We start from the raw sequence: 25616 nt of genomic DNA on the forward strand, positions 1-25616 counted from the left end.
GGAAGAAAGAGGCGATCCCCGTGGCACCGCACACCAAGAGCTACCTCGTCGGCGTCGGCATGACCCCCTTCGTCAAACCCGAGTCCCGCGACTGGCAGTACTGGGACATGGCCCGCGAGGCCGGTGCCGCCGCCCTCGCCGACGCCGGCGTCGACTACGGCCTCGTCGAACAGGCCGCCGTCGGCTACTGCTTCCAGGCGTCCACCGCCGGCCAGCGCGCCGTCTACGAACTCGGCCTCACCGGCCTGCCCGTGCACAACCTCAACAACAACTGCGCCACCGGCTCCACCGCCCTCATGTACGCCCGCCAACTCGTCGAGGGCGGCCTCGCCGACTGCGTCCTCGCCCTCGGCTTCGAGAAGATGAAGCGCGGGGCCCTCGGCGGCGGCTCCGACGGCGGCGACTTCGCGACCTCCCCCGTCGCCCGCCACTACGGGATCATGGCCGCCCGGCACGGCTTCGAGATGAGCCCGCCCACCGCCCAGATCTTCGGCAACGCCGCCCGCGAACACATGGAGCGGTACGGCACCACCGAGGCCCAACTCGCCGCCGTCGGAGCCAAGAACCACCGCCACTCCGCCGACAACCCCTACGCCCAGTTCCGCGACGTGTACACCGTCGAGGAGATCCTCGCCGCCCGTCCCGTGCACAGCCCGCTCACCAAGCTCCAGTGCTCGCCCACCTCCGACGGCGCCGCCGCCGCCCTCGTGGTCTCCGAACGCTTCGTCGTCACCCACGGCCTGCACGACAAGGCCGTCGAGATCGCCGCCCAGGCCATGACCACCGACACCGAGGAGTCCTTCGCGTCCGGCTCCTGCATCGACGTGGTCGGCAAGCCCATGACCCGCACCGCCGCCCGGCAGGTCTGGGAGCGCTCCGGGCTCGGCATCGAGGACGTGGACGTGATCGAACTCCACGACTGCTTCTCGATCAACGAACTGCTCACCTACGAGGCCCTCGGCATGTGCGCCGACGGGGCCGCCGGCAAGCTCGTCGAGAGCGGCGCCACCACGCACGGCGGTCAATGGGTCGTGAACCCCTCCGGCGGCCTCATCTCCAAGGGCCACCCGCTGGGTGCCACCGGCCTGGCCCAGGCCGCCGAGCTGGTCTGGCAACTGCGCGGCGAGGCCGGCCCCCGCCAGGTCCCCGGAGCCCGCGTCGGCCTCGCCCACAACATCGGGCTCGGCGGCGCGGCGGTGGTCACGCTGCTGAAACGCTAGAGCCCAGGAGCGGTAGGTGGGGCGATAGGGCTCAGGCGGGTTCCGGGGCCCGCAACGGCGGGTCCAGGACCAGTTCCCCGGCCGCCGCCCGGCGGATCGCCTCCGCCAGCTCCCCGGCCGGCACGTCGCGCAGCACCGCCCCCGCCGCCCCGGCGGCCAGCGCCTCGGCCAGCGGCCCTGGGCGCGCCGACCCCACCCGCAGCAGCACCCGGGCCTCGGGGTCGGCCGCCCGCACCGCGGCCAGCTCCGCCGCGTCGTCCAGCAGCACCACCTCGGGACGCCCGTCGGCCACCGCGCCGGCCGTCCCCGGGCCGTGCGCGGGCGGCACGCTGGGCGCGAGGTCCGGCTCCAGCCCCAGCAGCACCGCCAGCGCGGGCGCGTCGGGGCCGGTCAGCAGGACCCGCAGGGACCGGCGGGGCCGGTGCTCGGCAGGCATCTCGTCCACGTCCGCCAGGGTAGGCCGCGCCCGCCGGCCCGGCGACCCGGGCGGTTCGGGACGGGCCCCCGCGGGCCCCCACCGGCCCGCGACCGCGTGAACTGACGAATCGTCAGCCGCCGCGTCGGAAGCCTTCCCAACCCCCGGGCCGTGCGTTATACATTCCTCCACCGGTACTGAAACGCGTTCCAGAAACCGCTCCGGCGGGGCCCGCCGAACGCGATCCGCACCGGTCCGCAGACGACCTCGGCGCGGCCGACGGTGCGGACGGCCGCGCCGGGGTCTTCCACGAAACAAGGAGCCACGTCCTCATGCCGATCGACGCAAGCCAGGCACTCGCCGCCGAACCCCGGCGCAGCGCCCTCGCCTGGGATCACAAGGACATCCAGCTCTACCACCTCGGCCTCGGGGCCGGTCTGCCCGCCGAGGACCCCGACGAACTCCGCTACACCCTGGAGTCCAAACTCCACGTCCTGCCCAGCTTCGCCACCGTCGCCGGCGCCGGCATGGCCATGCTCGGCGGGCTCGGCGCCCCCGGCATCAAGGTCAACCTCGCCCACGTCCTGCACGGCGGCCACTCCATCGAGCTGCACCGCCCCATCCCTGTGAAGGGCGAGGCCACCTCCAGCTCCACCGTCCAGGCCGTGTACGACAAGGGCAAGGCCGCCGTCATCGTGCTCCGCTCCGAGGTCTCCGACGCCGACGGCCCGCTGTGGACCAGCGACGCCTCCATCTTCGTGCGCGGCGAGGGCGGCTTCGGTGGCGAACGCGGACCCAGCGAACGCGCCGAACTCCCCGACCGCGAACCCGACCGGACCGAGGACCGCCGCATCCGCGAGGACCAGGCCCTCCTCTACCGGCTCTCCGGCGACTGGAACCCCCTCCACGCCGACCCCGAGTTCGCCAAGCTCGCCGGCTTCGACCGCCCCATCCTGCACGGCCTGTGCTCCTACGGCATGACCCTCAAGGCCGTCGTGGACACCGTCCTGGACGGCGACGTGTCCCGCGTCCGCGCCTACCGCACCCGCTTCGCCGGGATCGTCTTCCCCGGCGAGACCCTCCGGATCCGCATGTGGCGCCACGAGGGCCGGGTGCAGGTCACCGTCCACGCCGTCGAACGGGACGGCGCGCCCGTCCTCGCCGACACCTTCGTCGAGCACGTCTGACCCGCCCCCCGCACCAACCCGACACATCGAGGAGCCGCACCGTGCGCGCAGCGCTGCAGAGCGAGATCGGTCAGGACAAGCTGGAGGTCGTCGAGGACGTCGAGGCGGCGGGATTCGGGCCCGGCAAGGTCCGCATCCGGGTCCGGGCCACCGGACTGTGCCACTCCGACCTCTCCGCGATGAGCGGCGTGCTGCCCCAGCCCGCCCCGTTCATCCCCGGCCACGAGGGCGCCGGCGAGATCGTCGACGTCGGCGACGGGGTCACCTCCCTCGCCGCCGGCGACCGGGTCCTGGTCTGTTGGCTGCCGCCCTGCGGCCGCTGCCCCGCCTGCGTGCGCGGCCAGGGCCAGCTGTGCCTGGAGAGCTTCATGAACGTGGCCACCCCCAACTTCAAGCGCCCCGGCGGCGACGTCTTCGGCTTCGCCGGCACCGGCACCTTCGCCGAGGAGATGGTCGTCCCCGCCTCCTGCGCCGTGCCCATCCCCGACGACCTCCCCTTCGACATCGCCGCCCTCATCGGCTGCGGGGTCACCACCGGTCTGGGCGCCGCCATCAACACCGCCAAGGTCGAGGCCGGGTCCTCGGTGGCCGTCATCGGCTGCGGCGGCGTCGGCATCTCCGTGATCCAGGGCGCCAAGCTCCAGGGCGCCGCCCAGATCGTCGCCGTCGACCCCGTCGAATCCCGCCGCGAGGCCGCCCTCCGCTTCGGCGCCACCGAGGCCGTCGCCCCCGACGCCCTCGGCGACGCCAAGAACCGGATCACCTCCGGCGAGGGCTTCGACTACGTCTTCGAGGTCGTCGGCAAGTCCGCCACCGCCAAGACCGCCTACGACGCCACCCGGCGCGGCGGCAGCGTCGTCATCGTCGGCGCCGGCGCCATGGACGACAACTTCCAGGTCAACATGTTCTCCCTGTTCTTCGACGAGAAGAAGATCCTGCCGTCCATGTACGGCGGCGGCGACGTCCTGCGCTCCTACCGCCGCACCATCGACCTGTGGCGCGCCGGCCGCATCGACCTGGAGAGCCTGATCACCCACCGGGTGCGGCTCGCCGAGGTCAACGAGGCCCTCGACCAGATGCGCACCGGCGTCGCCCTGCGCACCTGCATCGAGATCTGACCCGGCACACCGCGCACCCCCGCCGGGACCGGCGGACGGGACCTTCCCGTCCGCCGCGCCCGCGCGCCCTCCTTCGTCCACGTTGCCTCCGAGAGGAAACCGGTCATGTCTCTCCCCCTGGACGGCCTGTCCGCCGTCGTCACGGGCGCCGGGCGCGGTCTCGGCCGGGCCGAGGCCCTCGAACTGGCCCGGCTCGGCGCGAGCGTCGTCGTCAACGACTTCGGACAGCCGGGCCGCGACGGCTCCGGCGCCGCCTCGGCCGGACCCGCCGACGAGGTGGTGGCCGAGATCCGCGCGGCCGGCGGCGCCGCCGTCGCCCACCTCGGCGACGTGGCCGACCACGAACAGGCCCGCGACCTCGTCGACACCGCGATCCGCGAGTTCGGCAAGCTCGACGTGCTCGTCAACAACGCGGGCATCCTCCGCGACCGCATGGTGTTCTCCATGACCGAGGAGGAATGGGACACCGTCATCCGCGTCCACCTCAAGGGCCACTTCAACACCACCCACTTCGCGGCGGTGCACTGGCGGCAGCGCGCCAAGGCCGCCGCCGACGGCCGCGTGCACGGCCGGATCGTCAACACCTCCTCCGAGGCGTTCCTCGGCGGCTCCGCCGGCCAGCCCAACTACGCCGCCGCCAAGGGCGGAATCGTCGGGCTCACCACCTCCACCGCCCTCGCGCTCGGCAAGTACGGGGTCACCGCCAACGCGATCTGCCCGCGCGCCCGCACCCGCATGACCGAGGACGTGTTCGCCGGGTTCCAGGTCCCCGAGGAGGGCCGGCTCGACGCCCTCGCCCCCGAACACGTCGCCCCGCTCGTCGGCTGGCTCGCCGGCCCCTCCTCGGGACAGGCCAACGGGCAGCTGTTCGTCGTGCACGGCGGGATCGTCGCCGTCATGGAACGCCCCAAGGTCGCCGCCAAGTTCGACACCGCGAAGGAGACCTTCTCCTACGAGGAACTCGACGGACTCCTCGGCGCCCACTACGCCGACCGCCCCGCCGGCGAGACCTTCGCGGCCACCGAGGTCCTCGGCCTCAAACACGGCGGCCACGCGGGCTGACCGGCGGGGCCGGGGCGGCGCGAGAGCCCGGGCGGCCGGAGGGCTCACGGGCACGGGCGCTCGGGTACGGGCGCGGACTCACGGGCACGGGCACGCTCGGGCCGCCCGCCCGCTCAGAAGCCCGTCGGGCGACCCGCCAGGGCCTGCCCCAGGGACAACACCGCGCCCGGCATTCCCACCGGCCCCGACCGTCCGGCCGTGACCCACGCACCCTCCGTGCCGGGAGAGCCGGCCGCCCCCACCGGCTCCGCCGTCGGACCGGCGGGCGCCGGCGCGGGAACCGGCACGGGAGTCGACACGACGGACCCCACGCCCGCCACCGACCCGCCCAGCACCGGCCCCCCGCCCATCGGCCCGGGCCCCGAGCCCCTCGGGCCCGCGCCCACCGGCCCAGGGCCCATCGGGTCCGCGCCCACCGGCCCGCCACCCAGCACGGCGCCCGCGCCCACCGGCCCGCCACCCAGCACGGCGCCCGCGCCCACCGGCCCGCCACCCAGCACCGCGCCCGCCCCCACCGGCCCCGCGCCCACAGGCCCCGACCCCGTGGGGGCCGGGCTCGCGGGGCTCGCCGTCGGGGGCGAGGGGTGGGCGCGGGTCGGGCCGGCCGGGGCGCTCGGCGGCATCGACAGGCCCACCAGCGCGCACGGCGCCTGCGGGGTCGAACACGGCAGCCGCAGCCGCCCGCCCTCCGTCCACAGCCCCGCCCCGCCCAACCAGCCGACCGGCGCGCCCAGCCGGAACACGTGCCGGTCCGCCGGCCGCCACAGCAACAGCCCCTCGGTCGGCCCGTAGCCCGCCGGATCCGTGCGCCGGAACGCGACCGCGCAGGTCTCCGGCGTCAACGCCTGCCCGGGCTGCACCGCGAACGGCACCGACCGGCCGGCCTCCCCCCGCAGGCACTCCGGGAACCGCACCACCGGCCGCGCGCTGCCCAACACCCCCCACCCCAGCCGGTCCTCGCCGCTCGCGTCCGACCGCACCAGCAACAACCCGCTGTCCGGGTCGGCCAACAGCAGCCGGTCGTCGCTGTCCTCGCCGATCTGCAACAGCGGGGTCACCTCCCCGCCCCGCCCCAGGTCCACCGCGACCGCCTTCACCCGGCCGCGCGGATTGTCGTGCGCGGCCTGCCGGTCCACGGCCAGCAACCGGCCCTCCCGGTCCAGCCACACCCCGCCCGTGCAGCGGCCCTCCACGTCCGCGATCCGCTCCGGCATCCGCCCCTCGTGCCCCGCGACCCGCCACACGGTGCTCAGCGTCGCCCCCGTGACCAGCGCGTACGCGTCCACCCCGGTGGGGGCCGGCGGCAGCAGTCGGATCGTGGCCCCGGCCGGCGGCTCGATCACCCCGAGCGGCAACTGGCCGGTGCGCGGCCCCACCGGATACAGCAGTGAGAACGCGTGCCGCCGCCCGATCCTGCGGTGGATCAGCACCCGCCCGTCCGAGAGCGGTCGCACCTCGCTGTCCGGCTCCTCCGGCTGGTCCAGGGGGAGGGGGACGGCGTACGGCTCCGGGCCGTCCAGGGTCCAGCGCTCCGCGTACCGCGCGGCCCCGGTCCCCGCGAGCCGGGCCGCGTAACCCCCGTCGGCGGTGATCGCGAACGGCGCGCCCGCCCCGGCCGCCGGCGGCATGTCGGGACGCGGGGGCACGGGGGGCGGCGCCGGCGTCGGGGGCCCGGAGGCCGCCCCGATCACCGGGAACACCCGGGTCGCGTCGGAATCCCGCTGCTGTTCGTCGTGCACGGACACCGCCTCCGCTCGTCCACATCGACCCCCGCGGTCCCCCCTTCTCGACGGCACAGCCTGTCACCGTGGGGCCACCTCCGGTGAGGAAGCTAGTTTTCGCACTTCCTGACGAACAACACGACCGGGTGGCCTTCACACCAAAGGGTGTCGCGACACCGGTTCCCCCCCGAACCCACCCCGGAATGTGCCGGCGGGACGTGCGGACGGCGGGCCCGGCGGAGGGGGGCTTGTGGACGGTAGCCTTGACCCGTGCCCCGTCTCTCCGAAGTCATCGCAGCCCTCGACGCCCTGTGGCCCCCGGACCGTGCCGAACAGTGGGACGCCGTCGGCACCGTCTGTGGCGACCCCGACGCCGAGGTCGGGCGCGTGCTGTTCGCCGTGGACCCCGTGCAGGAGATCGCCGACGAGGCCGTGGCCCTCGGCGCGGATCTCTTCGTCACCCACCACCCGCTGTGGCTGCGCGGCACCACCACGGTGTCCGCCGGCACCTTCAAGGGCAAGGTCGCGCACACCCTGATCCGGGCCGGCGTCGCCCTGCACGTCGCGCACACCAACGCCGACTCCGCCGACCCCGGGGTCTCCGACGCCCTCGCCGGGGCCCTGGACCTGCGGATCACCGGGCCGCTCGTGCCCGACCCCACCGACCCCAAGGGCCGGCGCGGGCTGGGCCGGATCTGTGAACTCGACCACCCCGAGACCCTCCGCGAGTTCGCCGCCCGCGCCGCCGCGCGCCTGCCGCGCACCGCGCAGGGCATCCGGGCCGCCGGCGACCCCGACGCGTTGATCCGCACCGTCGCCGTCAGCGGCGGCTCCGGCGACAGCCTCTTCGACCACGTGCGGGCCGCCGGTGTGGACGCGTTCCTCACCGCCGACCTGCGCCACCACCCGGCCTCCGAGGTCCGCGAACGCGGCCCGCTGGCCCTGGTGGACGCCGCGCACTGGGCCACCGAGTGGCCCTGGTGCGAACAGGCCGCCGCCGAACTCGACGCGATCTCGGAACGGCACGGCTGGGGGCTGCGCACGCACGTGTCCCACACGGTCACCGACCCGTGGACCGCGCACGTCCCCTCCTGATCCCTCCCGGGATCCCCGTACCACCCCCATCTCCACCCGTTTTCCTCTTCCTTGGAGCCCCCAACTGAACGCCGACACCGCCGACCAGATCCGACTTCTCGACGTGCAGGCGCTGGACGTGCGGCTGTCCCAGCTCGCCCACAAGCGCGCCTCGCTGCCCGAGCACGCCGAGCTGGACTCCCTCACCAAGGACCTGACCCAGCAGCGCGACCTGCTCGTCGCCGCCCAGACCCAGGAGGGCGACACCGCCCGCGAGCAGGTCAAGGCCGAGCAGGACGTGGACCAGGTCCGCAAGCGCGCCGTCCGCGACCAGGAGCGCCTGGACTCGGGCTCCGTGCGCTCCCCGAAGGACCTGGAGAACCTCCAGCGCGAACTGACCTCCCTGGCCAAGCGGCAGGGCGACCTGGAGGACATCGTCCTGGAGGTCATGGAGCGTCGCGAGGCCACCCAGGAGCGGGTCACCGCGCTGACCGAGCGGGTCGCCGCCCTCCAGGCCAAGTCCGACGACGCCAAGACCCGTCGCGACGCCGCCACCACCGAGATCGACGCCGACGCCGAGGCCGTGGCCAAGGACCGCGAGGTCGTCGTGGGCTCCGTGCCCGCCGACCTGATCGCCCTGTACGAGAAGATCCGCGCCAAGCAGAACGGGATCGGCGCCGCCAAGCTGTACCAGCGCCGCTGCCTGGGCTGCCAGCTGGAGCTGGACATGGCCGAGATCAACGAGATCAAGGCCGCGCCCGGCAACCGGGTCGTGCGTCACGACAACTGCGGCCGCATCCTGGTCCGCACCGCCGAGTCCGGGATCTGACCGGCGGTGGCGACCCCGCGGTACGTGGTGGAGGCCGACGGCGGGTCCCGGGGCAACCCGGGGCCGGCCGGGTACGGCGCCGTCGTCCTGGACCCGGCCACGGGTGAGACCCTCGCCGAACGCGCCGAGTACATCGGGGTCGCCACCAACAACGTCGCCGAGTACCGGGGCCTGATCGCCGGCCTGAGGGCCGTGCGCGAACTGGACCCGGAGGCCACCGTCCTGGTGCGGATGGACTCCAAGCTCGTCGTGGAGCAGATGTCGGGCCGCTGGAAGGTCAAGCACCCCGACATGCGCCCGCTGGCGGCCGAGGCGGCCCGGCTGCTGCCGGGGCGGAACGTGTCGTACGAGTGGATGCCGCGCGAGCGCAACAAGCACGCCGACCGGCTCGCGAACGAGGCCATGGACGCGGGCCAGGCCGGTCGTGAGTGGCGGCCCGCCGAGCCCTCGGCGGCGCGCGCCCTGGCCGTGCCGCCGCCCGCCGGCGTCCCCGGGGACGCGCGGGCGGGGGCCGCCGCCGTGCGGGCCGCCCTGGCCCGACCGGCCGCGCCGGAGGCCGACGCGCTGTTCGCGGCGGAGGACATCGCGCCGACCGCGCCCGCCGCGCCGACCGCGCCCGCTGGGCCGACCGCGCCCGCGTCGGCGGTGGCGCCGGGCTGGGCCGGGCCCGATCTGGGGGCTCCGACCACCTTCGTGCTGCTCCGGCACGGGGAGACGGCCCTCACCCCGCAGAAGCGTTTCTCCGGCAGTGGGGGCACCGACCCCGAACTCTCGGAGGTCGGCCTCGGCCAGGCCGCCGCCGCCGGCCGCGCACTCGCCGCGCGCGGCGGACTCGACGTCGTGCTCTCCTCCCCGCTGCGCCGCTGCCGGCAGACCGCCGAGGCCGTCGCCGAACGCCTCGGCCTGCCGGTGGTCGTGGACGAGGGACTGCGCGAGACCGACTTCGGGGCCTGGGAGGGACTCACCTTCGGGGAGGTCCGCGAACGCCACCCCGAGGACCTCGCGGCCTGGCTCGCCGACCCCTCGGCCGCGCCCACCGGCGGCGGGGAGAGCTTCGACACGGTCGCGGCGCGGGTCGAGGAGGCCCGGGAGCGGCTGATCGCGGCGTACGGGGGCCGGACCCTGCTGGCCGTCACGCACGTCACGCCGATCAAGACCCTGGTGCGGCTCGCGCTGGGCGCCCCGCCCGCGTCGATGTTCCGGATGGAGCTGTCGGCGGCGGCCCTGTCGGTGGTGGCCCACTACCGGGACGGCAACGCCTCGGTCCGCTCCTTCAACGACGTCTCGCACCTGGCCTGATCCGGCAAGGGCACGAAAAGACCCGAGGGGCCCTCGCGGGCCCCTCGGGGGGTGCAGATCGACCGGAGCTGTACGCCGGGTTTTGTCACCCGACGGCCTCGCGGCCGCCGGGGAGACGGTCATCCATCTAGGACCGGTGTTGCCACCGGCCTCGTGCGGTCTACCCGCGAACTCGGGCGGGCAGCCCTCGATCGTCCGCGCGGGGCCGTCCTTGCGGACGACCCACCGTGACCTTGCTCCGGGTGGGGTTTACCTAGCCGCCTGGGTCACCCCAGGCGCTGGTGGTCTCTTACACCACCGTTTCACCCTTACCGGCGGCCGAAGCCCCCGGCGGTCTGTTCTCTGTGGCACTGTCCCGCGGGTCACCCCGGGTGGGCGTTACCCACCACCCTGCCGTGTGGAGCCCGGACGTTCCTCGGCGGGACCCGGGGGCCCCGACGCGACCGTCCACTCCGGTCGTTCTGCGGTGGACCATGCTACCCGGGCCGGCGGGTCTCCTTGACCTTGACGCGGCGGCAGGGTTTCCACTGGGACCATGCGAATCGGAGAGATCGCCGCGCTGGTCGGCGTCACCACCCGTGCCATCCGGCACTACCACCACGTCGGGCTGCTGCCCGAACCCCGCCGGCTCGGCAACGGGTACCGCGTGTACAGCGTGCGCGACGCCGTGCGCCTGGCCCGGGTACGGCGGCTCACCGAGCTGGGGCTGAGCCTGGACGAGGTGCGCGACGTGCTCGCCGAGGACGCCGGGCGCGACCTCGCCGAGGTGCTGGCCGAACTGGACGCGGACCTGGCCCGGCAGGAGGAGGCGCTGCGGGTGCGCCGCGCCCGGCTGGCCGCGCTGCTCGCGGCGGGCGCGGAGGGCGGGGCGGACGCCGTGGACCTGGTGTCGCCGGGGATCGCGGAGCTGCTGGCGATGGCGCCCGCGACCGACTCCCCGACCGCCGCCCTGGACCGCGAGCACCTGTCGCTGCTGGACGCCTCCGGGGTGCCGGGGGAGTCGCTGTACGCGCTGATGGGGCCGCTGGTGAGCGATCCGGCGGTGCTGCGGTTCTACGAGCGGCTGGACGAGCTGGCGGACGCGGCCCCCGAGGACCCGCGGGTGCCGGAGCTGGCCGCGGACCTGGTGGCGGCGCTGCCGGAGGGCCTGTACCGGCTGATGGCCGAGCAGGCGCCGGGCGCGCAGGCCGCGCCGGGCTTCGGGGAGGCGCTGCTCGCCGAGTACGCGCCGGCCCAGGCGGCGGTGGTGCGGCGGGTGCTGGACGCGGTGACGGAGCGGGTCGCGGACGGTGCGCGGTGAGCGGCGCGCGGGGACTGACGCGGGCCGCGCGGATCGCCGTGGGCTGCGCGCTGCCGGCGGAGCTCGCGCTGGTGGTGTGCGTGCTCGCGGGGGTGCGGATACCGGGGGCCGTGCTCGTGGCGGCCGAGATCGTGGTGCTGGGGGTGCTGGTGTTGGAGGCGGTGGTGCTGGGCGGGCACTACCGGGCCGCGCGGGCGGCCGGGCTGGACCGGGCCGGGGCGCGGCGGGCGTCGGTGCGGGCCGTGGTACCGCCGCCGGCGCTGCTGTTGGTGCGGCACGAGCTGGCCGGGATGGGGGCGCTGGTCCGGTGGGCGGGGCGCCGGCCGCACGGGGTGCGGGAGGGCGATCACGCCGCCGGGTACACGGGTCCGCAGACGGCGATGGTGTACGGGATGTTGTTCGTGTGCGTGGTGGAGACGGTGGTCATGGCGTTGGTGATCCCGTGGCCGGTGGTGCACTGGATCGTGCTGGTGCTGGACGTGTACACGATCGCGGCAGTGCTGGCCCTGCACGCGGCGTGCGTGACCAGGCCGCACGTGGTGGGCGCGGACGGGTCCCTGCGGATCCGTTACGGCGCCCTGTTCGACCTGCGGCTGGCGCCGGGGGACGTGGTCGCGGCCCGGTTGGAGAGCCGCTTCCCCGAGGGCCGGACGGTGGCCCTGGGGGAGGACGGGGTGCTGGACGTGAACGTGGGCAGCCAGACGACGGTGACGGTGGAGCTGGCCGGCCCCACCCCGTTCCGGCGTCCGCTGGGGGCCCTGGCGCGGACCCACACGGTCCGTTTCCACGCCGACGACCCGCGCGCCCTGCTGGCCGCCCTGCGGGCGGCGGGGGTGCCCGCTACGCGGGCGTGAACAGGACCCCGCCGTCCTTCGCGGCCGGGTCGGCGCGCGTGAGGCGGACGCGGAGGCTCCCGCCGAGCGGCAGTGGGCCGCCGCCCTCGACGCGGCCGACGACGGCGGGTTCGTCGAGGTGGACGGTGCCGGTGGTGGGTTCGTGGTCCTTGACGTCGATGACCACGGCCCGGAACGTCTCGCCGACCCGGCCCTGGAGCAGGGCCGCCTCGACCAGGTCCACGCTCGCGCGTTCCACCGCGCCGGCCGTCCGATTGCCCTCGGCCATCTCGCGGGGCAGTTCGGGCAGGGCCTCGGTGACCCAGGCGGGGGGTTCGCGGCCGGCGACGGCGGCCAGGCACAGTTCCCCCGCGTAGCGGTCCACGAGCCGCCGCAGCGGGGCGGTGGCGTGGGTGTAGGGGGCGGCGACGGCGGCGTGCACGGCGGGGTCGGGGAGTCGGCCGTCGGTGAAGACGGTGTAGCCGGCGCCGCGCAGCAGGGTGGTGCACTCCTGGAGGAACGCGGCGTGCGCCGGGCGGTGGGCGTCGAGGGAGCGGATCAGTTCGGCGTAGGACACGTGGTGCGGCCAGTCGATGCCGAGGGCCTTCGCGGAGCGGCGCAGCCGGCCGACGGCGCCGTCGGGGGCGAGCGGCAGGGTCCGCAGGATGCCGGCGCCGGCCCGCAGCATCAGGTCGGCGGCGGCCATGCCGGTGAGCAGGGAGATCTGCGCGTTCCAGCCGTCGGCGGGCAGCGGCGCCCGGTAGACCAGCCCGTAGCCGCCGTCCGCGCGGGTCACGACCTCCTGTTCGGGGACGTCGAGGGAGACCCCGCCGCGTTCGGCCTCGCGGTCCTCGCGCAGCCGGCCGATCTCGGCGAGCAGCGCGAGGGGTTCCTCGGCGGTGCCCGCGTCGAGGGCGCGCTGCACCCCGTCGTAGTCGAGTTTGGCGCGGCTGCGGACCAGGGCGCGGGAGACGTGGGTGTCGACGGCGCGGCCCTCGGCGTCGAGGTCGATCCGCCACAGCAGGGCGGCCCGCTCGCGGTCGGGGAGCAGGCTCGCGGCGTCCTCGGAGAGCACGGTGGGGTGCAGGGGCACCTTGCCGTCGGGCAGGTAGAGGGTGGTGACGCGGTGGTGGGCCTCGGTGTCGAGGGCGCCGCCGGGGCGGACGAAGGCGGCCACGTCGGCGATCGCGTAGTGCACCCGGTAGCCGCGCGGGGAGCCGTCGGGGGCGGTGCGGCGGGCCAGGTGGACGGCCTGGTCGAGATCGACGGAGGTGGGCGGGTCGATCGTGAACAGGGGCAGGTCGCGGGCGTCGTCCCGGGGGCCGAGCGCGGGGTCGGGGCCGCGTCGGGCGGCCTCCTCGGCCTCGGCGAGGACGGCGGGCGGGAACGCGGCCGGCACCCGCAGCGAGGCGCGCAACGCGGTCAGCGCCTCCCGCAGGGCGGCCCCGTCCGTGTCCGAGACGCGCAAGTGACGGCGGGGCATGGACCGAGCCTAGGCTCCCGGCCCCGGGACGGCGCGGTGAGGGCGCGCGGACGCCTTACCCTGGCGCGGGGGCCGCACCCTCCGCCGTGTCGTGCCTGTGAATGGAGAACCACCGTGCTCGTGCTGTTGCCGCCGTCCGAGGGAAAGGCCGCCGGCGGCTCCGGCGCCCCGCTGCGCCCCGAGGCCCTGTCGCTGCCGGGGCTGGCCGGGGCGCGGGCGGCCGTGCTCGCGGAGCTGGTCGAGCTGTGCCGGGGCGACGAGCTCAAGGCCCGCGAGGTGCTGGGGCTGAGCGAGGGGCTGCGCGGGGAGGTCGCGAAGAACGCCGGGCTGTACGAGGCGGCGGCGCGCCCGGCGGGGGAGATCTACACGGGGGTGCTGTACGACGCCCTGGGCCTGGCCTCGCTGCCGGCCGCCGCCCGTGACCTGGCCGAGCGGACGCTGCTGGTGTTCTCGGGGCTGTGGGGGGCGGTGTCGGTCGCGGACGAGATCCCGTCCTACCGGTGCTCGATGGGCGTGAAGCTGCCGGCGCTGGGGGCGCTGGGCGCGTACTGGCGGGAGCCGATGGCGACGGTCATGCCGGAGCGGGCCGGGGACGGGCTGGTGCTGGACCTGCGGTCGGCGGCGTACGCGGCGGCGTGGAAGCCGAAGGGCGAGGTCGCCGGGCGCACGGCGACGGTGCGGGTGTTGCACGCGCGGATGGTGGACGGGGTGGAGAAGCGCTCGGTGGTCAGCCACTTCAACAAGGCGACCAAGGGCCGGCTGGTGCGGGATCTGCTGACGGCCGGGGCCGCGCCCGCGTCCCCGGCGGAGCTGGTGACGGCGCTGCGGGACCTGGGGCACACGGTGGAGTGCGAGCCGCCCGCGAAGGCGGGCAAGGCGTGGTCCCTGGACGTGGTGGTCACCGAGATCCACTGAGCGGTCCGCCGCCGCCCGGGTCCGGGCGGCGGCGGGCGGGTCAGCGGCCCAGCGGCCAGGCGACGGCGTTCGGGCGGTCGCCGGTGGCGTCGGCGTGCCGGCCGCAGGCGTCGGTGAGGGCCTCCAGCAGGTTCAGCGGGTCGGGCAGCGGGTGCTCGGGGCCCCGTACCCAGGTCACGCGGTCCTCACCGGGCAGGACGGCGGGCGGCACGAGCACGTAGCTGCCCCGGCAGTGCCAGCGCAGGCCGGGGTGCTCGTCCATGGTCTCGGGGTGGCAGTCCAGCTCGCAGGGCCACCATTCGTCCTCGTCCTCGGGGGTGCCCCGGGTCGCGGTGAAGAACAGGGCGCGGGCCTCGTCGCCGCTGCCGCCGGACTCGGCGACCGGGCCGACCTCGACCCCTTCGGCCAGGAGGCGCTCCAGGGCGGCGCGGCCGGCGGCCAGGGGCACGTCGAGCACGTCGTGGACCATGCCGGTGGCGGTCACGAAGTTGGCGGCGGGCTGGTTGCGGGCCCACCGTTCGATCTGGGCCCGGTCGGTGGTGGACTGGGTCTGCCAGGCGAAGGAGAGCGGGTGCCGGGCGGGGGTGGGACAGCCGACCCGGCCGCAGGAGCAGCGGTAGCCGTCGGGGTGGGCGGCGGGGGCCAAGGGGAGGCCGGCCGCGGCGGCGGCCAGCAGCAGGGCCTCGCGTTCGCGGGCCGGATCACCGGGACCGGGTTTGCCGCGCCTGCGCAGCCAGGCGCCGATCTTGCCGTACTCGCCGCGCTCCGCGCGACCGGACGTGGACCCCATCTATCCCCTCACACCTCACCGTTGCCCCGGCAGATCTGCACATCGTCGCACCATCCGGCGGCGCGGATGACCGTCCGGGGCGATGCGGGCCCCTCGCCCGAAGGGTTCACGGGCCCTGGAATCCTCCCATAACCCCAATTTTCGGCCGAACATTCTCGGCCAATTCCGGGCGGAGGGGTCCGGGAGGGCGCCGGGTGAGCTTCGCCACCCGGCCGGGGGACGCGCACGAACGGACGGTCGGCGGACCGGGCTCAGGGGCGGGCCGGCAGGATCCCGCGCAGGGTCTGGTCCACGAGGGCCTCGGCCCACGCGTGGGTCAGCGGGGCCGTGCGCAGCAGCCAGCGGTGCGTCACCGCCCCCACCAGCGCCTCGGTGGTCAGCCGCGGATCGGTGTCGGACGCGATCTCGCCCACCTCGATCGCCCGCCGCAGCCGGGCCTCGTACCGCGCCATCGAGGGCTCCAACAGCTCGGCCGCGAACCGGGCCCCGAGGACGGGGTCGTCGGCGCCCGCGATGGTCAGGGCCCGGCCGGGGGCCTCGGTGCGCGGATCGGTGAACTCGTCCACGGTCGCCCGCAGCACCGTCTTGAGGTCGGCCGCCAGATCGCCCGTGTCGGGGAACGCGAGCGCCTCCTCGTCCCCCGCGGACCGCGCGTACAGGTCGACGGCGGCGTCGAGGAGCACGGCGGCCTTGGAGTCCCACCACCGGTAGATGGTCTGCTTGCCGACGCCCGCGCGGGCGGCGATCGCCTCGACGGTCAGCTTCCGGTACCCCACCTCGCCGATCAGGGCGAGGGCCGCGTCGAGGATGGCGCGCCGGGAACGGTCGCTGCGACGGGAGGCGTCCGGGGCGGGACGGGACGTGGGCGCGGGGGTGGCGGGGGGCGTCATGGGCCCACCCTAACGGTGCGACGAGACGGCGCGTATCGCCGGGCGTCCGTCCCGCGTGCGTCTGGCGCGTGTTTTCGGACGGTGGACATGGTCATCGCGCCAACCACGGAACCACCCGATCAGTTCACTGCGCGGCCGCCCCCGGGGAGAAACAATTCTCTCCTCTCCGTACCGTGAGGAGCCTTCTTTGCGCAGAGACGCCACACCCCGGCGCTACCTGATGTGCCCACCCGCGCACTTCAAGGTCACGTACTCCATCAACCCGTGGATGGACCCCACCAAACCCGTCGACCTGCCCCTGGCCAACGCCCAGTGGGAGGACCTGCGGGACCGCTACCTCTCCCTCGGCCACACCGTCGACCTCCTCGACCCCGACCCCGACCTCCCCGACATGGTGTTCGCCGCCAACGGCGCCCTCGTCGTCGACGGCCGCGTGCTCGGCGCCCGCTTCGCCCACCCCGAACGCTCCGCCGAGGCCGCCGCCCACCTCGCCTGGTTCCGCGCCCACGGCTACGCCGAGATCGCCGAACCCGTCCACATCAACGAGGGCGAGGGAGATTTCGCCGTCACCGCGAGCTGGATCCTCGCCGGCCGCGGCTTCCGCTCCAGCCCCCTCTCCCACGACGAGGCCCAGGAGTTCTTCGGCCGCCCCGTCATCGGCCTCGACCTCGTCGACCCGCGCTTCTACCACCTCGACACCGCGCTGTTCGTGCTCTCCGACGACGAGATCGCCTACTTCCCCGGCGCCTTCTCGCCCGGCAGCCGCGCCGTCCTGGCCCGCCTCTTCCCCGACGCCCTCCTCGTCGCCGAACGCGACGCCCTCGCCTTCGGCCTCAACGCCGTCAGCGACGGACTGCACGTGCTGCTGCCCCAGGCCGCGACCGGCCTGTTCGCGCCGCTGCGGGACCGGGGCTTCGAACCCGTCGGGATGGACCTCGGCGAACTCCTCAAGGGCGGCGGCAGCGTCAAGTGCTGCACCCAGGAACTGCGCCCCTGACCGAGAAAAGGGGCCGGGCGGCGGCCCGACGGGAAGACCCCCGTCCCGCCGTCGCCCGGCCCCTCGCGGCTCGCGGCTCGCGCCTCGCCCTCGTCGTGACGCGCGCGCTCAGTCCTGCGCCGGGGGCCACGGGTCGCCCCAGGCCGCGTCCCGCGCCGCCTTGTACAGGTCCCCGTGCCGCTTCGTCACCGTCGCCCGCACCTGCGTCGGCCCCGCGCCCTCCGCCGCGTCCGCGCCCGGCCGCTCGCACAGCTCCAGCGACACCAGCCCCTTGCGGATCTGCGGCCGCCGCGTGATCCGCGCCGACACCGGCGACACCGGCAGCCGGGTCGCCGCCACGTACGCGAACTTCTCGTCCTCGTGCGCCAGCGAACCGCCCTTGACCTGCCGGTGCAGCGAGGAACGACTCACCCGCGCCGAGAAGTGACACCAGTCCTTCCCCGGCTCGATCGGGCACGCCCCGTCGTGCGGGCACGGCGCCGCGATCCGCAGCCCCGCCGCCAGCAGTGCCTCGCGCGCCTCGATGATCCGCAGGTAGCCCTCCGGCGTGCCCGGCTCCACCACCAGCACCGACCCGCCGGCCCGCGCCGCCTCCGCGACCACCACCGCCCGCGCCCGCTGCGTCAGCTCGCCCAACACGTAGCTCACCGTCACCAGGTCCACCTCGGGCAGCGACAGCTCCGCCCCGATCACCGCCCGCCGCCACGAGGCCCCGGACAACACCGGATCCCCCGATGCCCCGGCCAGCTCACGGCCCAGCGCGAGCGCCGGCTCCGCCCAGTCCAGCACCGTAGTTTCCCGCGGCCCGTCCCAGGTCGCGGCCACCGCCCAGGTCGCCGCCCCGGTCCCGCCGCCCACGTCCACGTGCGAGGCCGGCGCCCACCCGGGCACCGCGTCCGCCAGACCCGCCAACGCCGAACGCACCGCCTCGAAGGTCGCGGGCATCCGGTACGCGGCGTACGCGGCCACGTCGGACCGGTCCCGCAGCACGGGCGCGTCGGTCGGGGTCCGACCACGGTAGTTCGCGATCAGCCGGTCCACGGCTGCCGCCGCCTGCTTCGGCGGCAGCCCGTCCAGCAGCCCGGCCAGGGCTCCGCGCAGGGTCTCGGAGGGGGAAATCGAGGCGTTCACCCCGGAAGCCTACGGCTTTCCGACGACCGGACCGGCCGCCTCCGCACCGTCCACGGCCTCCGCCACCGCCTGCCGCTCCACCGCCATCGGCGCCCGCGCCGCCCACGGCCGGCACATGCCCAGGAAGAACGCCGCCGCCAGCACCGAACACACCAACTGCACCAGCGCCATCGGCACCGCCGTGTCCTCCCCGGCGATCCCCACCAACGGCGAGGCCACCGCGCCCACCAGGAACGAGGACGTGCCCAGCAGCGCCGAGGCCGAACCCGCCGCGTGCGGGGTCCGCATCAACGCCTGCGCGTTCGTGTTCGGCATCACCACACCCATCGCCGACATCAACACGAACAACCCCGCCGCCATCGGGAACAGCCCCACCTCCCCGAACACGCCCGAGGCCATCACCAGCAGCGCCACCGACGCCACCGTGATCACGACCATGCCCACCACCAGCACCTTGTCCAGGCTCACCCGACCCACCAACAGCCGACCGTTCACCTGACCCATCACGATCAACCCGATCGCGTTCACCCCGAACAGCAACGAGAACGTCTGCGGCGAGGCCCCGTAGATCTCCTGCACCACGAACGGCGACGCCGAGATGTACGCGAACAGCGTCGCGAACGCGAAACCGCCCGCCAGCATGTACCCCGCGAACACCCGGTCCGCGACCAGCCCCTTCATCGTGCGCAGCGCCTCGCCGACCCCACCGGTCTGCCGGCGCCCCGGCGGCAGCGTCTCCGCCAGCCCCCGCCACACCACCAACGTCAGCAGCGCGCCCACACCCGTCAACACCCAGAAGACCCCGCGCCAGTCCGCGAACCGCAGGATCTGCCCGCCGATCAACGGGGCCACGATCGGCGCCGCACCCGAGATCAACATCAGCGTGGAGAAGAACCGGGCCATCTCCACCCCGTCGTACAGGTCCCGCACCACGGCCCGCGCGATCACGATCCCCGCCGCCCCGGCCAGCCCCTGCGCCAACCGGAACGCGATCAGCGACTCGGCGTTCGGCGCCACCGCGCACGCCACCGTCGCCACCACGTACACCAGCATGCCGATCAGCAGCGGCCGACGCCGACCCAACTTGTCACTGAGCGGGCCGATCACCAGCTGCCCCAGCGCCATGCCCGCCAGACACGCCGTGAGCGTCAACTGGATCGTCGCCGCCGGCCGCGACAACGCCTCGGTCACCTGGGGGAGGGCCGGGAGGTACATGTCCATCGACAACGGAGGCAGGGCCGTCAGGCCCCCGAGTATGAACGTCACGAACAACCCCGTCCGCCGCGCGGCCACGAGCTTCGCGTCCGGGGCGATCCGAGGTTCGGGTACGGCGGCGGGCCGCGACGGGGCGGCACCTCGCTCGGGCATGGGTTCTCCACTCTTCGGCACGGCGTGTACTCCCCCTGATCGACACCATTTTCTCAGCCGGCGGACCGCCCGCGCCCCGATCAGGGGTGTGACATATCGTGCGGCCCCATGAACGCAGCCCAGAACAAGATCGCCGTGGTCACCGGCGCCGGCTCCGGCATCGGCCGCGCCGTCGCCCTCACCCTCGCCGGCGCCGGCTGGCACGTCGCCCTCGCCGGCCGCCGCGCCGACGCCCTCGCCGAGACCGCCGCCCTCGCCGGCGACCACGCCGAAACCCTCGCCGTGCCCACCGACATCACGGACGCCGACGCCGTCGAACACCTCTTCACCGAGGTCGACGCCCGCTGGGGCCGCGTGGACCTGCTCTTCAACAACGCCGGCACCTTCGGCCCCGCCGGCGTCGCCCTCGACGAGATCACCCCCGACCAGTGGCGGCAGGTCGTCGACGTCAACCTCACCGGCGCGTTCCTCTGCGCGCAGAGTGCCTTCCGCCGCATGAAGGCGCAATCCCCGCAGGGCGGCCGCATCATCAACAACGGCTCCATCTCCGCACACGCCCCGCGCCCCAACTCGATCGCCTACACCGCCACCAAGCACGCCATGACGGGCCTCACCAAGTCCCTCTCCCTGGACGGCCGCCCGTTCCGCGTCGCCTGCGGCCAGATCGACATCGGCAACGCCGCCACCGAGATGACCGAACGCATGCAGACCGGCATCCTCCAGGCCAACGGCCAACTCGCCGTCGAACCCGTCATGAACGCCGACGACGTGGCCCGCACCGTCCTGCACATGGCCGAACTCCCGCTGGAGGCCAACGTCCAGTTCGCCACGGTCCTCGCCACGACCATGCCCTACATCGGCCGCGGCTGACCCCCACCGCCCACCTGTACCGACCGGAACGCGCGGACAGGGCGCGTGCCCGGCCGGGGTCAGCGACGCCCGTAGTGGTGCCAGGCGCTCACCCCGCCGGGGAGTCCCGCCCGAGGTGGAGGTCCTCCGCGATCGCGGTGCAGAAGACGGCTCCCGCGAGCCAACCGGCCTTGTCCGGTCCCGAGGCGGGAAGGATCAGACTGCGACGAACCCACGGTTCGGGTCGCGCGGAGAACTCGACGGTGGCGACGGCCCAGACGCCGTCCGATTCCTCGGAGAGGGAGAAGCCGCGCAACACTCCTCCGTATTCCGAGAGGACCCCGCCGAGCGCACTGTCGACCTCGGCGCGGAACTCCGCGAGGTAACGCCGCTCCTCAACGGTCAAGGCCATGCCCTCGACACCCGCAGTCGTAGTGGCACGCCGTGATCGTGACGGACATCGTTCGTCGAACCATCGACGTGAGCACGGGACCACCTCGCGGGCCGGGGGCTTGTGGACGCGACCAGTCACTCTGACCGCGCCGCCGGGGCGAGCCGGGGCCGCCACACCCGTCCGACGGGAACACCACCCGTCCGTGTCGCTCCCCCGACCACGTGCCGTCCGAGGGGCGCCGGGGAGGCCCCCGGTCCCGTCGGGGCCCGGGCTGCCCCCGATCATGGGCGGATGACCGCTCACCGACTCACCGACGAAGTCCTCCAGTACGCCGCCTTCAGCGGTGATCCCGCCGGCGGGAACCCCGCCGGGGTCGTGCTCGACGCCTCCGCGCTCGACGACGCCGCCATGCTCGCGATCGCCGCCCGGCTCGGGCACAGCGAGACCGCCTTCCTGACCGCCCCGCCCGCCGGACTCGACGGGCCCGCCGGGCGCACGTTCACCGTCCGCTACTTCAGCCCCAAGGCCGAGGTGCCGTTCTGCGGGCACGCGACCGTGGCCGCGGCCGTCGCCCTCGCCGATCGGATCGGTACCGGCGAGCTGCTGTTCGCCACCCAGGCCGGGCCCGTGCCCGTCACCGTGACCACCGCGCCCGACGGCTCCGCGCGCGCCGTGCTCACCAGCGTCGAACCGCACGTCACCGAGGTCGAGGACGCCGAACTCGCCGAGGCCCTCGCCGCCCTCGGCTGGGCCGCCGAGGACCTGGACGCGCAACTGCCGCCCCGGATCGGCTACGCCGGCGCCCGGCACCTGATCCTCGCCGCCGGCACCCGCGCCCGGCTCGCGGACCTGGACTACGACTTCGACCGGCTCGCCGCGTTCATGACCCGCCTGGACCTCACCACGCTCCAGCTCGTGCACCGCGCCGCCGACCGCGTCTTCCACGTGCGCGACCCGTTCCCGATCGGCGGGGTGGTCGAGGACCCGGCCACGGGGGCCGCGGCGGCGGCCTTCGGCGCGTACGCGCGGGAACTGGGGCTCGTGCCCGAGGACGCCGTCCTCACCCTCCACCAGGGCGAGGACATGGGGCGGCCCGGGGAGCTGACCGTGGAACTGCGCACGGGCGACCCGCGCGTACGAGTCGGCGGCGCCGGCGTCCGGATGCCCTGACCTGCCCTGAGCCGGCCTGAGCCGGCCTGAAAGGCCGCAGGCCCCTCCCTGCTCGGGAGGGGCCTGCGGGTGTGCTCGTAGTCAGCTCTGCATCTGCGCCGGCTGTCGGGGCGGCTTCGGGGTGGTGGTGTCTCGGTTGGCGAAGAGGAAGAGGCCGAGGGTCGGCAGCAGGTACGCGCACCACACGGCGACCTGCCACACCGTCGGGTCCGGCTGGAAGTTCAGCGTGCCCTTCAGCAGGGTCCCGTACCAGCTCGTCGGCGGGATCGCCGCGCTCACGTCGAATGCCTTGTCCGCGAGCCCCGGCAGGAACGCCGCCTCCTGGAGGTCGTGCACCCCGTACGCCAGCACCCCGGCCGCGACCACGACCAGCATTCCGCCCGTCCACGTGAAGAACCGGGCCAGGTTGATCCGCAGCGCGCCCCGGTAGAAGAGGACGCCGAGGCCGATCGCCGCCGCGATGCCCAGCAGCACGCCGACCAGCGGGCCCGAGCCGTTGCCCGCCGCGTGCACCGAGTTCCACACGAACAGCGAGGTCTCCAGCCCTTCCCGGCCCACGGCCAGGAACGCGGTCGCGGCCAGCGCCCCCGAGCCCATGGCGAGGGCCGCGTCGAGCCGGCCGTGGAGTTCGGCCTTCAGGTGCCGGGCGGTGCGCTTCATCCAGAACACCATCCACGTCACCAGCCCCACCGAGAGGATCGACAGGGTGCCGCCGATGGCCTCCTGCGCCTCGAAGGTCAGGGTGCGGGTGCCGAACTCCAGGACCGCGCCGAAGACCAGGCTGAGGGTGACGGCGGCCCCGATGCCCAGCCAGATGGCGGGCAGCCGGTGCCGGTTGTCGGTCTTGACCAGGTAGGCGATCAGGATGCAGACGACCAGGCTCGCCTCCAGCCCCTCGCGCAGGCCGATCAGGAAGTTGCTGAACATGTCGGGTTTCCCTCGTGTTCCTCGCGTCAGGAGAACAGCGTCCGGCCCCACCAGTCGTCCTTGTCGCGGACGCCCGGCGGGACGGCGAAGACGGCCGAACCCACATGTTGGATGTACTCGTTGAGCGCGTCGGCGCGGGCCAGGGACCGCTGCACGGGCACGAACCCGGTGCGCACGTCCTTCTGGTAGGCCAGGAAGAACAGGCCCGCGTCGAGCCGGCCGAGGCCGTCGGTGCCGTCGGTGAAGCTGTAGCCGCGGCGCAGCAGTGTGGCCCCGGAGTTGGTGTCGGGGTGCGCCAGGCGCACGTGAGCGTCCGGCTTCATCGCCTTGAGGAAGGGCTCGTCACGTTCCTTGGACTTGCCGACGGGCGCGCCCTCGCCCTTGTCGCGGCCGAACACGTCCTCCTGCTCCTGCAGCGAGGTGCGGTCCCAGGTCTCGATGTGCATCCGGATGCGGCGGGCCACGAGGTACGAGCCGCCGGCCATCCAGGGTTGTCCGCCGCCGTCCGCGCCCACCCACACGTGCTTGTCGAGGGCGGCGGTGTCGGTGCCGGAGACGTTCCGGGTGCCGTCCTTGAAGCCCATCATGTTGCGCGGGGTCTGTTCGTCGGGGGTGGTGGAGGAGGTCTTGCCGAAGCCGAGCTGGGACCAGCGGATCGCGACCGTGCCGAATCCGATCCGGGCGAGTTGCCGGATCGCGTGCACGGCGACCTGCGGGTCGTCGGCGCATGCCTGGACGCACAGGTCGCCGCCGGAGCGGGCCGGGTCGAGGTTGTCGCCGGGGAACAGTTCCAGGTCCACGAGGGCCTCGGGCCGCCGGCCGTCGGGCACCAGGCCGCGTTCGGGGGCGAACAGGCCGGGTCCGAAACCGATGGTGAGGGTGAGCCGGGACGCCTTGAGGCCGAGGGCCTCGCCGGTGTCGTCGGGCGGGGCCTCGGGCAGGCCGCCGAAGCCGCCCTCGCCGACGGGTTGTCCGGCCGCCATCAGCCGGGCGGCGGCCGTCCATTCCTTCAGCATCCGCACCAGCGCGGCCCGGTCCTTGGTCTTCACGTCGAACGCGGCGAAGTGCAGCCGGTCCTGCACGGGGGTCGCGATGCCCGCCTGGTGTTCGCCGTGGAAGGGGACGGCCGCGCCGGCCGACGCCGCCGGCACCGGGTCGGGGCCCAGGCCGAGGGCGGCGCCGGTGCCGACGGTCGCGGCGGCGCCCAGCGCGAGCCCGGCCCCGCCCCAGCCGAGCAGGGCACGGCGGGAGGGGCGGGAGGGGCGGGTCGGACGGGCGGCGGACTCGTCGGACGCTTCCGGGACGGGGGTGTTCTCGTCGGCCATCACGGTCCTCCTCGGCGTGGGTCGGCGGGCTGTTCTCGGGCTACTTGACGACGGCGGCGGCGAGCTTGGACAGCGGCTCGGCAAGCGCGTTCACCGCGTCCGACAGCTCCTTGCGGTCGTTCTCGGCGACCTTGTCGTAGGAGGTGAACACGTAGGTGTTCTTGTCGGCCCGGTACTTGTCGAGGAGGGTGTTCAGGGCCGCGAAGCGGGTGTCGAGGTCCTTGACGAGGGCCGCGTCGTTCTTCGTGGCGACCGGCTTCAGCAGGTCGAAGGACTTCTGCGCGCCCTCCACGTTGGCCTTGAAGTCGACGAGGTCGGTGTGGCTGTAGCGCTCCTCCTCGCCGGTGACCTTGCCGGTGGCGACCTCGTCGAGGAGTTCCTTGGCGCCGTTGGCCATGGAGGTGGGGGTGATCTCGGCCTGGCCCACCTTCTTCTGCCAGGCGGTGAGGTCGGTGATCAGGGTGTCGGCGAGCTTCTTCTCCTCGTCGCCGATCTTCCCGCCCTCCCACAGGGCCTTCTCCAGCCGGTGCCAGCCGGTCCAGGTCTGCCCGGCCTCCAGGCCGTCCTCGCGGACGTCGACCTTGGGGTCGATGTCGCCGAAGGACTCGGCGACGGGCTCGGTGCGCTCCCAGCCGATCCGGGACTCGGCGTAGGCGGCCTTGGCCTTCTCCACGTCGCCGGCCTTGACGGCCTCGGCGAAGGCCCTGGCCTTGGGGAGGGTCTCGTCGGCCTGCTGCCGGACGTAGGTGCGGTAGGCGGCCACGGCCGCGTCGGCCTCGGCGCTGCGCTTGGCGCCGCCGCCGTCACCGGTGACCTTGACCTGCTGCCGGATGCCGTCGCCGACCATGCCGGGCTTGCAGGCGATGGCGTAGTCGCCGGCCTTGATCTCGGCGGTGATGGTGGCCTTGGCGCCCGCGCCGATGTTCTCGCGCTCGGTGACGATGCGGTCGTCGGGGAAGAGCACGTACACCTCGGTGACCTTGGAGCCCTTGTTCTCCACGTCGAGGGTGACCTTGCCGGCGGGGAACTCCTTGGCGGAGACCTCGCAGGCGGTGTCGGAGGCGGTCACCTTGATCGTGTCCGTGCCGGGCGCGGCCTTCTCGGCGCAGCCGGTGACGGCGGTCAGGGCCGCCGCGGCGGCGACCGCGGTGGTGACGGAGAGGCGGACGGGACGCATGGCGGGCTCCTGGCAGTGGGTCGATCGGCCCGGTCCGCGAGCGGGTCCGGCCGGTGAGGCTGACCTAACTTAACCAAGCCTTACCTCCCCGGAACAGGCGGGACCCGTGATTCCGCTCTCACCTTTCGCCCCCGGACACGGC

At 74.4% G+C, this 25616-nt stretch carries 24 protein-coding genes and 1 other RNA gene; 13 read left to right on the plus strand and 12 right to left on the minus strand.

Annotated elements, in window-relative coordinates; genetic code table 11:
• Positions 1 to 20 precede the first annotated feature (20 nt).
• Positions 21 to 1220, plus strand: coding sequence for a thiolase C-terminal domain-containing protein (locus tag ACN20G_RS18945; RefSeq protein WP_424213980.1), 1200 nt, complete (start codon positions 21 to 23; stop codon positions 1218 to 1220).
• Positions 1221 to 1251: 31 nt separating this feature from the next.
• Here ACN20G_RS18945 and ACN20G_RS18950 read toward each other — a convergent pair whose 3' ends face one another.
• On the minus strand, positions 1252 to 1656 hold the full coding sequence (locus tag ACN20G_RS18950) for a DNA-binding response regulator (protein ID WP_424215577.1): 405 nt from the start codon (positions 1654 to 1656) through the stop codon (positions 1252 to 1254).
• Between the two features lie 311 nt (positions 1657 to 1967).
• On the opposite strand from ACN20G_RS18950, the gene ACN20G_RS18955 reads away from it, so the two are divergent.
• From ACN20G_RS18955 to ACN20G_RS18965, 3 genes are all read left to right on the plus strand, one after another.
• Complete coding sequence (locus ACN20G_RS18955; RefSeq protein WP_424213981.1) at positions 1968 to 2822, plus strand: MaoC/PaaZ C-terminal domain-containing protein; 855 nt, start codon at positions 1968 to 1970, stop codon at positions 2820 to 2822.
• 41 nt (positions 2823 to 2863) lie between these two features.
• Positions 2864 to 3940 carry a Zn-dependent alcohol dehydrogenase gene (locus tag ACN20G_RS18960; protein ID WP_424213982.1) on the plus strand — a complete coding sequence of 359 codons (1077 nt, stop codon included), beginning with the start codon at positions 2864 to 2866 and terminating at the stop codon, positions 3938 to 3940.
• Between the two features lie 105 nt (positions 3941 to 4045).
• On the plus strand, positions 4046 to 5002 hold the full coding sequence (locus ACN20G_RS18965; protein ID WP_424213983.1) for a 3-oxoacyl-ACP reductase: 957 nt from the start codon (positions 4046 to 4048) through the stop codon (positions 5000 to 5002).
• A gap of 113 nt (positions 5003 to 5115) precedes the next feature.
• Here ACN20G_RS18965 and ACN20G_RS18970 read toward each other — a convergent pair whose 3' ends face one another.
• Entirely contained in the window at positions 5116 to 6747 is a 1632-nt protein-coding gene (locus ACN20G_RS18970; RefSeq protein WP_424213984.1) for a hypothetical protein, read from the minus strand.
• Between the two features lie 246 nt (positions 6748 to 6993).
• On the opposite strand from ACN20G_RS18970, the gene ACN20G_RS18975 reads away from it, so the two are divergent.
• The 3 genes from ACN20G_RS18975 (at position 6994) to ACN20G_RS18985 (ending at position 9925) form a co-directional block, all read left to right on the plus strand.
• Positions 6994 to 7818 (plus strand): Nif3-like dinuclear metal center hexameric protein, encoded by an 825-nt coding sequence (locus ACN20G_RS18975; RefSeq protein WP_424213985.1) that lies wholly within the window; start codon positions 6994 to 6996, stop codon positions 7816 to 7818.
• 64 nt (positions 7819 to 7882) lie between these two features.
• Entirely contained in the window at positions 7883 to 8626 is a 744-nt protein-coding gene (locus ACN20G_RS18980) for a zinc ribbon domain-containing protein (protein WP_424215578.1), read from the plus strand.
• Positions 8627 to 8632: 6 nt separating this feature from the next.
• Positions 8633 to 9925 carry a bifunctional RNase H/acid phosphatase gene (locus tag ACN20G_RS18985; protein WP_424213986.1) on the plus strand — a complete coding sequence of 431 codons (1293 nt, stop codon included), beginning with the start codon at positions 8633 to 8635 and terminating at the stop codon, positions 9923 to 9925.
• A 55-nt stretch (positions 9926 to 9980) separates the two neighbouring features.
• On the opposite strand, the gene rnpB is transcribed toward ACN20G_RS18985, so the two are convergent.
• Positions 9981 to 10384, minus strand: an RNA gene (gene rnpB / locus ACN20G_RS18990) — RNase P RNA component class A.
• 76 nt (positions 10385 to 10460) lie between these two features.
• Here rnpB and ACN20G_RS18995 point away from each other — a divergent pair.
• Both ACN20G_RS18995 and ACN20G_RS19000 read left to right on the plus strand, forming a co-directional pair.
• Entirely contained in the window at positions 10461 to 11225 is a 765-nt protein-coding gene (locus ACN20G_RS18995) for a MerR family transcriptional regulator (protein WP_424213987.1), read from the plus strand.
• Entirely contained in the window at positions 11222 to 12079 is an 858-nt protein-coding gene (locus tag ACN20G_RS19000) for a hypothetical protein (protein WP_424213988.1), read from the plus strand. Before ACN20G_RS18995 ends, ACN20G_RS19000 begins: the two co-directional genes overlap by 4 nt.
• Here the strand turns inward: ACN20G_RS19000 and ACN20G_RS19005 are convergent.
• On the minus strand, positions 12066 to 13541 hold the full coding sequence (locus ACN20G_RS19005) for an RNB domain-containing ribonuclease (RefSeq protein ID WP_424213989.1): 1476 nt from the start codon (positions 13539 to 13541) through the stop codon (positions 12066 to 12068). The two genes, ACN20G_RS19000 and ACN20G_RS19005, sit on opposite strands and share 14 nt — an antisense overlap.
• Positions 13542 to 13655: 114 nt before the next feature.
• On the opposite strand from ACN20G_RS19005, the gene yaaA reads away from it, so the two are divergent.
• Positions 13656 to 14456 (plus strand): peroxide stress protein YaaA, encoded by an 801-nt coding sequence (gene yaaA, locus ACN20G_RS19010; protein WP_424213990.1) that lies wholly within the window; start codon positions 13656 to 13658, stop codon positions 14454 to 14456.
• 40 nt (positions 14457 to 14496) lie between these two features.
• Here yaaA and ACN20G_RS19015 read toward each other — a convergent pair whose 3' ends face one another.
• Positions 14497 to 15246: a bifunctional DNA primase/polymerase gene (locus ACN20G_RS19015; RefSeq protein WP_424213991.1), complete on the minus strand. Its 750-nt coding sequence runs from the start codon at positions 15244 to 15246 to the stop codon at positions 14497 to 14499.
• 251 nt (positions 15247 to 15497) lie between these two features.
• Positions 15498 to 16136 carry a TetR/AcrR family transcriptional regulator gene (locus ACN20G_RS19020; protein ID WP_424213992.1) on the minus strand — a complete coding sequence of 213 codons (639 nt, stop codon included), beginning with the start codon at positions 16134 to 16136 and terminating at the stop codon, positions 15498 to 15500.
• A gap of 187 nt (positions 16137 to 16323) precedes the next feature.
• Between ACN20G_RS19020 and ddaH the strand changes: the two genes are divergently transcribed.
• Entirely contained in the window at positions 16324 to 17133 is an 810-nt protein-coding gene (ddaH, locus tag ACN20G_RS19025; RefSeq protein WP_424213993.1) for a dimethylargininase, read from the plus strand.
• A gap of 108 nt (positions 17134 to 17241) precedes the next feature.
• Here the strand turns inward: ddaH and ACN20G_RS19030 are convergent, their stop codons facing one another.
• Positions 17242 to 18264 carry a small ribosomal subunit Rsm22 family protein gene (locus ACN20G_RS19030; RefSeq protein ID WP_424213994.1) on the minus strand — a complete coding sequence of 341 codons (1023 nt, stop codon included), beginning with the start codon at positions 18262 to 18264 and terminating at the stop codon, positions 17242 to 17244.
• 9 nt (positions 18265 to 18273) lie between these two features.
• The gene (locus ACN20G_RS19035; RefSeq protein WP_424213995.1) at positions 18274 to 19632 is read right to left on the minus strand and encodes a Bcr/CflA family multidrug efflux MFS transporter; all 1359 of its coding nucleotides are present in this window, start codon (positions 19630 to 19632) and stop codon (positions 18274 to 18276) included.
• A gap of 108 nt (positions 19633 to 19740) precedes the next feature.
• Here ACN20G_RS19035 and ACN20G_RS19040 point away from each other — a divergent pair, with 108 nt between their 5' ends.
• Positions 19741 to 20502, plus strand: coding sequence for an SDR family oxidoreductase (locus ACN20G_RS19040; RefSeq protein ID WP_424213996.1), 762 nt, complete (start codon positions 19741 to 19743; stop codon positions 20500 to 20502).
• A gap of 88 nt (positions 20503 to 20590) precedes the next feature.
• On the opposite strand, the gene ACN20G_RS19045 is transcribed toward ACN20G_RS19040, so the two are convergent.
• Positions 20591 to 20893: a hypothetical protein gene (locus ACN20G_RS19045; RefSeq protein ID WP_424213997.1), complete on the minus strand. Its 303-nt coding sequence runs from the start codon at positions 20891 to 20893 to the stop codon at positions 20591 to 20593.
• Between the two features lie 273 nt (positions 20894 to 21166).
• Here ACN20G_RS19045 and ACN20G_RS19050 point away from each other — a divergent pair, with 273 nt between their 5' ends.
• Entirely contained in the window at positions 21167 to 22045 is an 879-nt protein-coding gene (locus ACN20G_RS19050) for a PhzF family phenazine biosynthesis protein (protein ID WP_424213998.1), read from the plus strand.
• Positions 22046 to 22126: 81 nt separating this feature from the next.
• Here the strand turns inward: ACN20G_RS19050 and efeU are convergent, their stop codons facing one another.
• The 3 genes from efeU to efeO are packed head-to-tail and all read right to left on the minus strand — an operon-like array spanning position 22127 to position 25474.
• A complete protein-coding gene (gene efeU / locus ACN20G_RS19055; protein ID WP_424213999.1) occupies positions 22127 to 22972 on the minus strand; it encodes an iron uptake transporter permease EfeU in 846 nt (281 codons plus the stop codon).
• A gap of 26 nt (positions 22973 to 22998) precedes the next feature.
• On the minus strand, positions 22999 to 24297 hold the full coding sequence (gene efeB / locus ACN20G_RS19060; RefSeq protein ID WP_424214000.1) for an iron uptake transporter deferrochelatase/peroxidase subunit: 1299 nt from the start codon (positions 24295 to 24297) through the stop codon (positions 22999 to 23001).
• 40 nt (positions 24298 to 24337) lie between these two features.
• Entirely contained in the window at positions 24338 to 25474 is a 1137-nt protein-coding gene (efeO, locus tag ACN20G_RS19065) for an iron uptake system protein EfeO (RefSeq protein WP_424214001.1), read from the minus strand.
• Between the last annotated feature and the right edge of the window lie 142 nt (positions 25475 to 25616).

The sequence above is a fragment of the Streptomyces dryopteridis genome, from assembly GCF_049606955.1.
Lineage (GTDB): Bacteria > Actinomycetota > Actinomycetes > Streptomycetales > Streptomycetaceae > Streptomyces.

What these genes read in the sequence shown, in the direction of transcription:
- ACN20G_RS18950 (WP_424215577.1), bottom strand. Translation starts at nt 1,656, where the DNA reads ATGCCTGCCGAGCACCGGCCCCGCCGGTCCCTGCGGGTCCTGCTGACC.
- ACN20G_RS18955 (WP_424213981.1), top strand. Translation starts at nt 1,968, where the DNA reads ATGCCGATCGACGCAAGCCAGGCACTCGCCGCCGAACCCCGGCGCAGC.
- ACN20G_RS18965 (WP_424213983.1), top strand. Translation starts at nt 4,046, where the DNA reads ATGTCTCTCCCCCTGGACGGCCTGTCCGCCGTCGTCACGGGCGCCGGG.
- ACN20G_RS18995 (WP_424213987.1), top strand. Translation starts at nt 10,461, where the DNA reads ATGCGAATCGGAGAGATCGCCGCGCTGGTCGGCGTCACCACCCGTGCC.
- ACN20G_RS19005 (WP_424213989.1), bottom strand. Translation starts at nt 13,541, where the DNA reads ATGCCCCGCCGTCACTTGCGCGTCTCGGACACGGACGGGGCCGCCCTG.
- ACN20G_RS19015 (WP_424213991.1), bottom strand. Translation starts at nt 15,246, where the DNA reads ATGGGGTCCACGTCCGGTCGCGCGGAGCGCGGCGAGTACGGCAAGATC.
- ACN20G_RS19020 (WP_424213992.1), bottom strand. Translation starts at nt 16,136, where the DNA reads ATGACGCCCCCCGCCACCCCCGCGCCCACGTCCCGTCCCGCCCCGGAC.
- ACN20G_RS19035 (WP_424213995.1), bottom strand. Translation starts at nt 19,632, where the DNA reads ATGCCCGAGCGAGGTGCCGCCCCGTCGCGGCCCGCCGCCGTACCCGAA.
- ACN20G_RS19040 (WP_424213996.1), top strand. Translation starts at nt 19,741, where the DNA reads ATGAACGCAGCCCAGAACAAGATCGCCGTGGTCACCGGCGCCGGCTCC.
- ACN20G_RS19045 (WP_424213997.1), bottom strand. Translation starts at nt 20,893, where the DNA reads ATGGCCTTGACCGTTGAGGAGCGGCGTTACCTCGCGGAGTTCCGCGCC.
- ACN20G_RS19050 (WP_424213998.1), top strand. Translation starts at nt 21,167, where the DNA reads ATGACCGCTCACCGACTCACCGACGAAGTCCTCCAGTACGCCGCCTTC.
- efeU (WP_424213999.1), bottom strand. Translation starts at nt 22,972, where the DNA reads ATGTTCAGCAACTTCCTGATCGGCCTGCGCGAGGGGCTGGAGGCGAGC.
- efeB (WP_424214000.1), bottom strand. Translation starts at nt 24,297, where the DNA reads ATGGCCGACGAGAACACCCCCGTCCCGGAAGCGTCCGACGAGTCCGCC.
- efeO (WP_424214001.1), bottom strand. Translation starts at nt 25,474, where the DNA reads ATGCGTCCCGTCCGCCTCTCCGTCACCACCGCGGTCGCCGCCGCGGCG.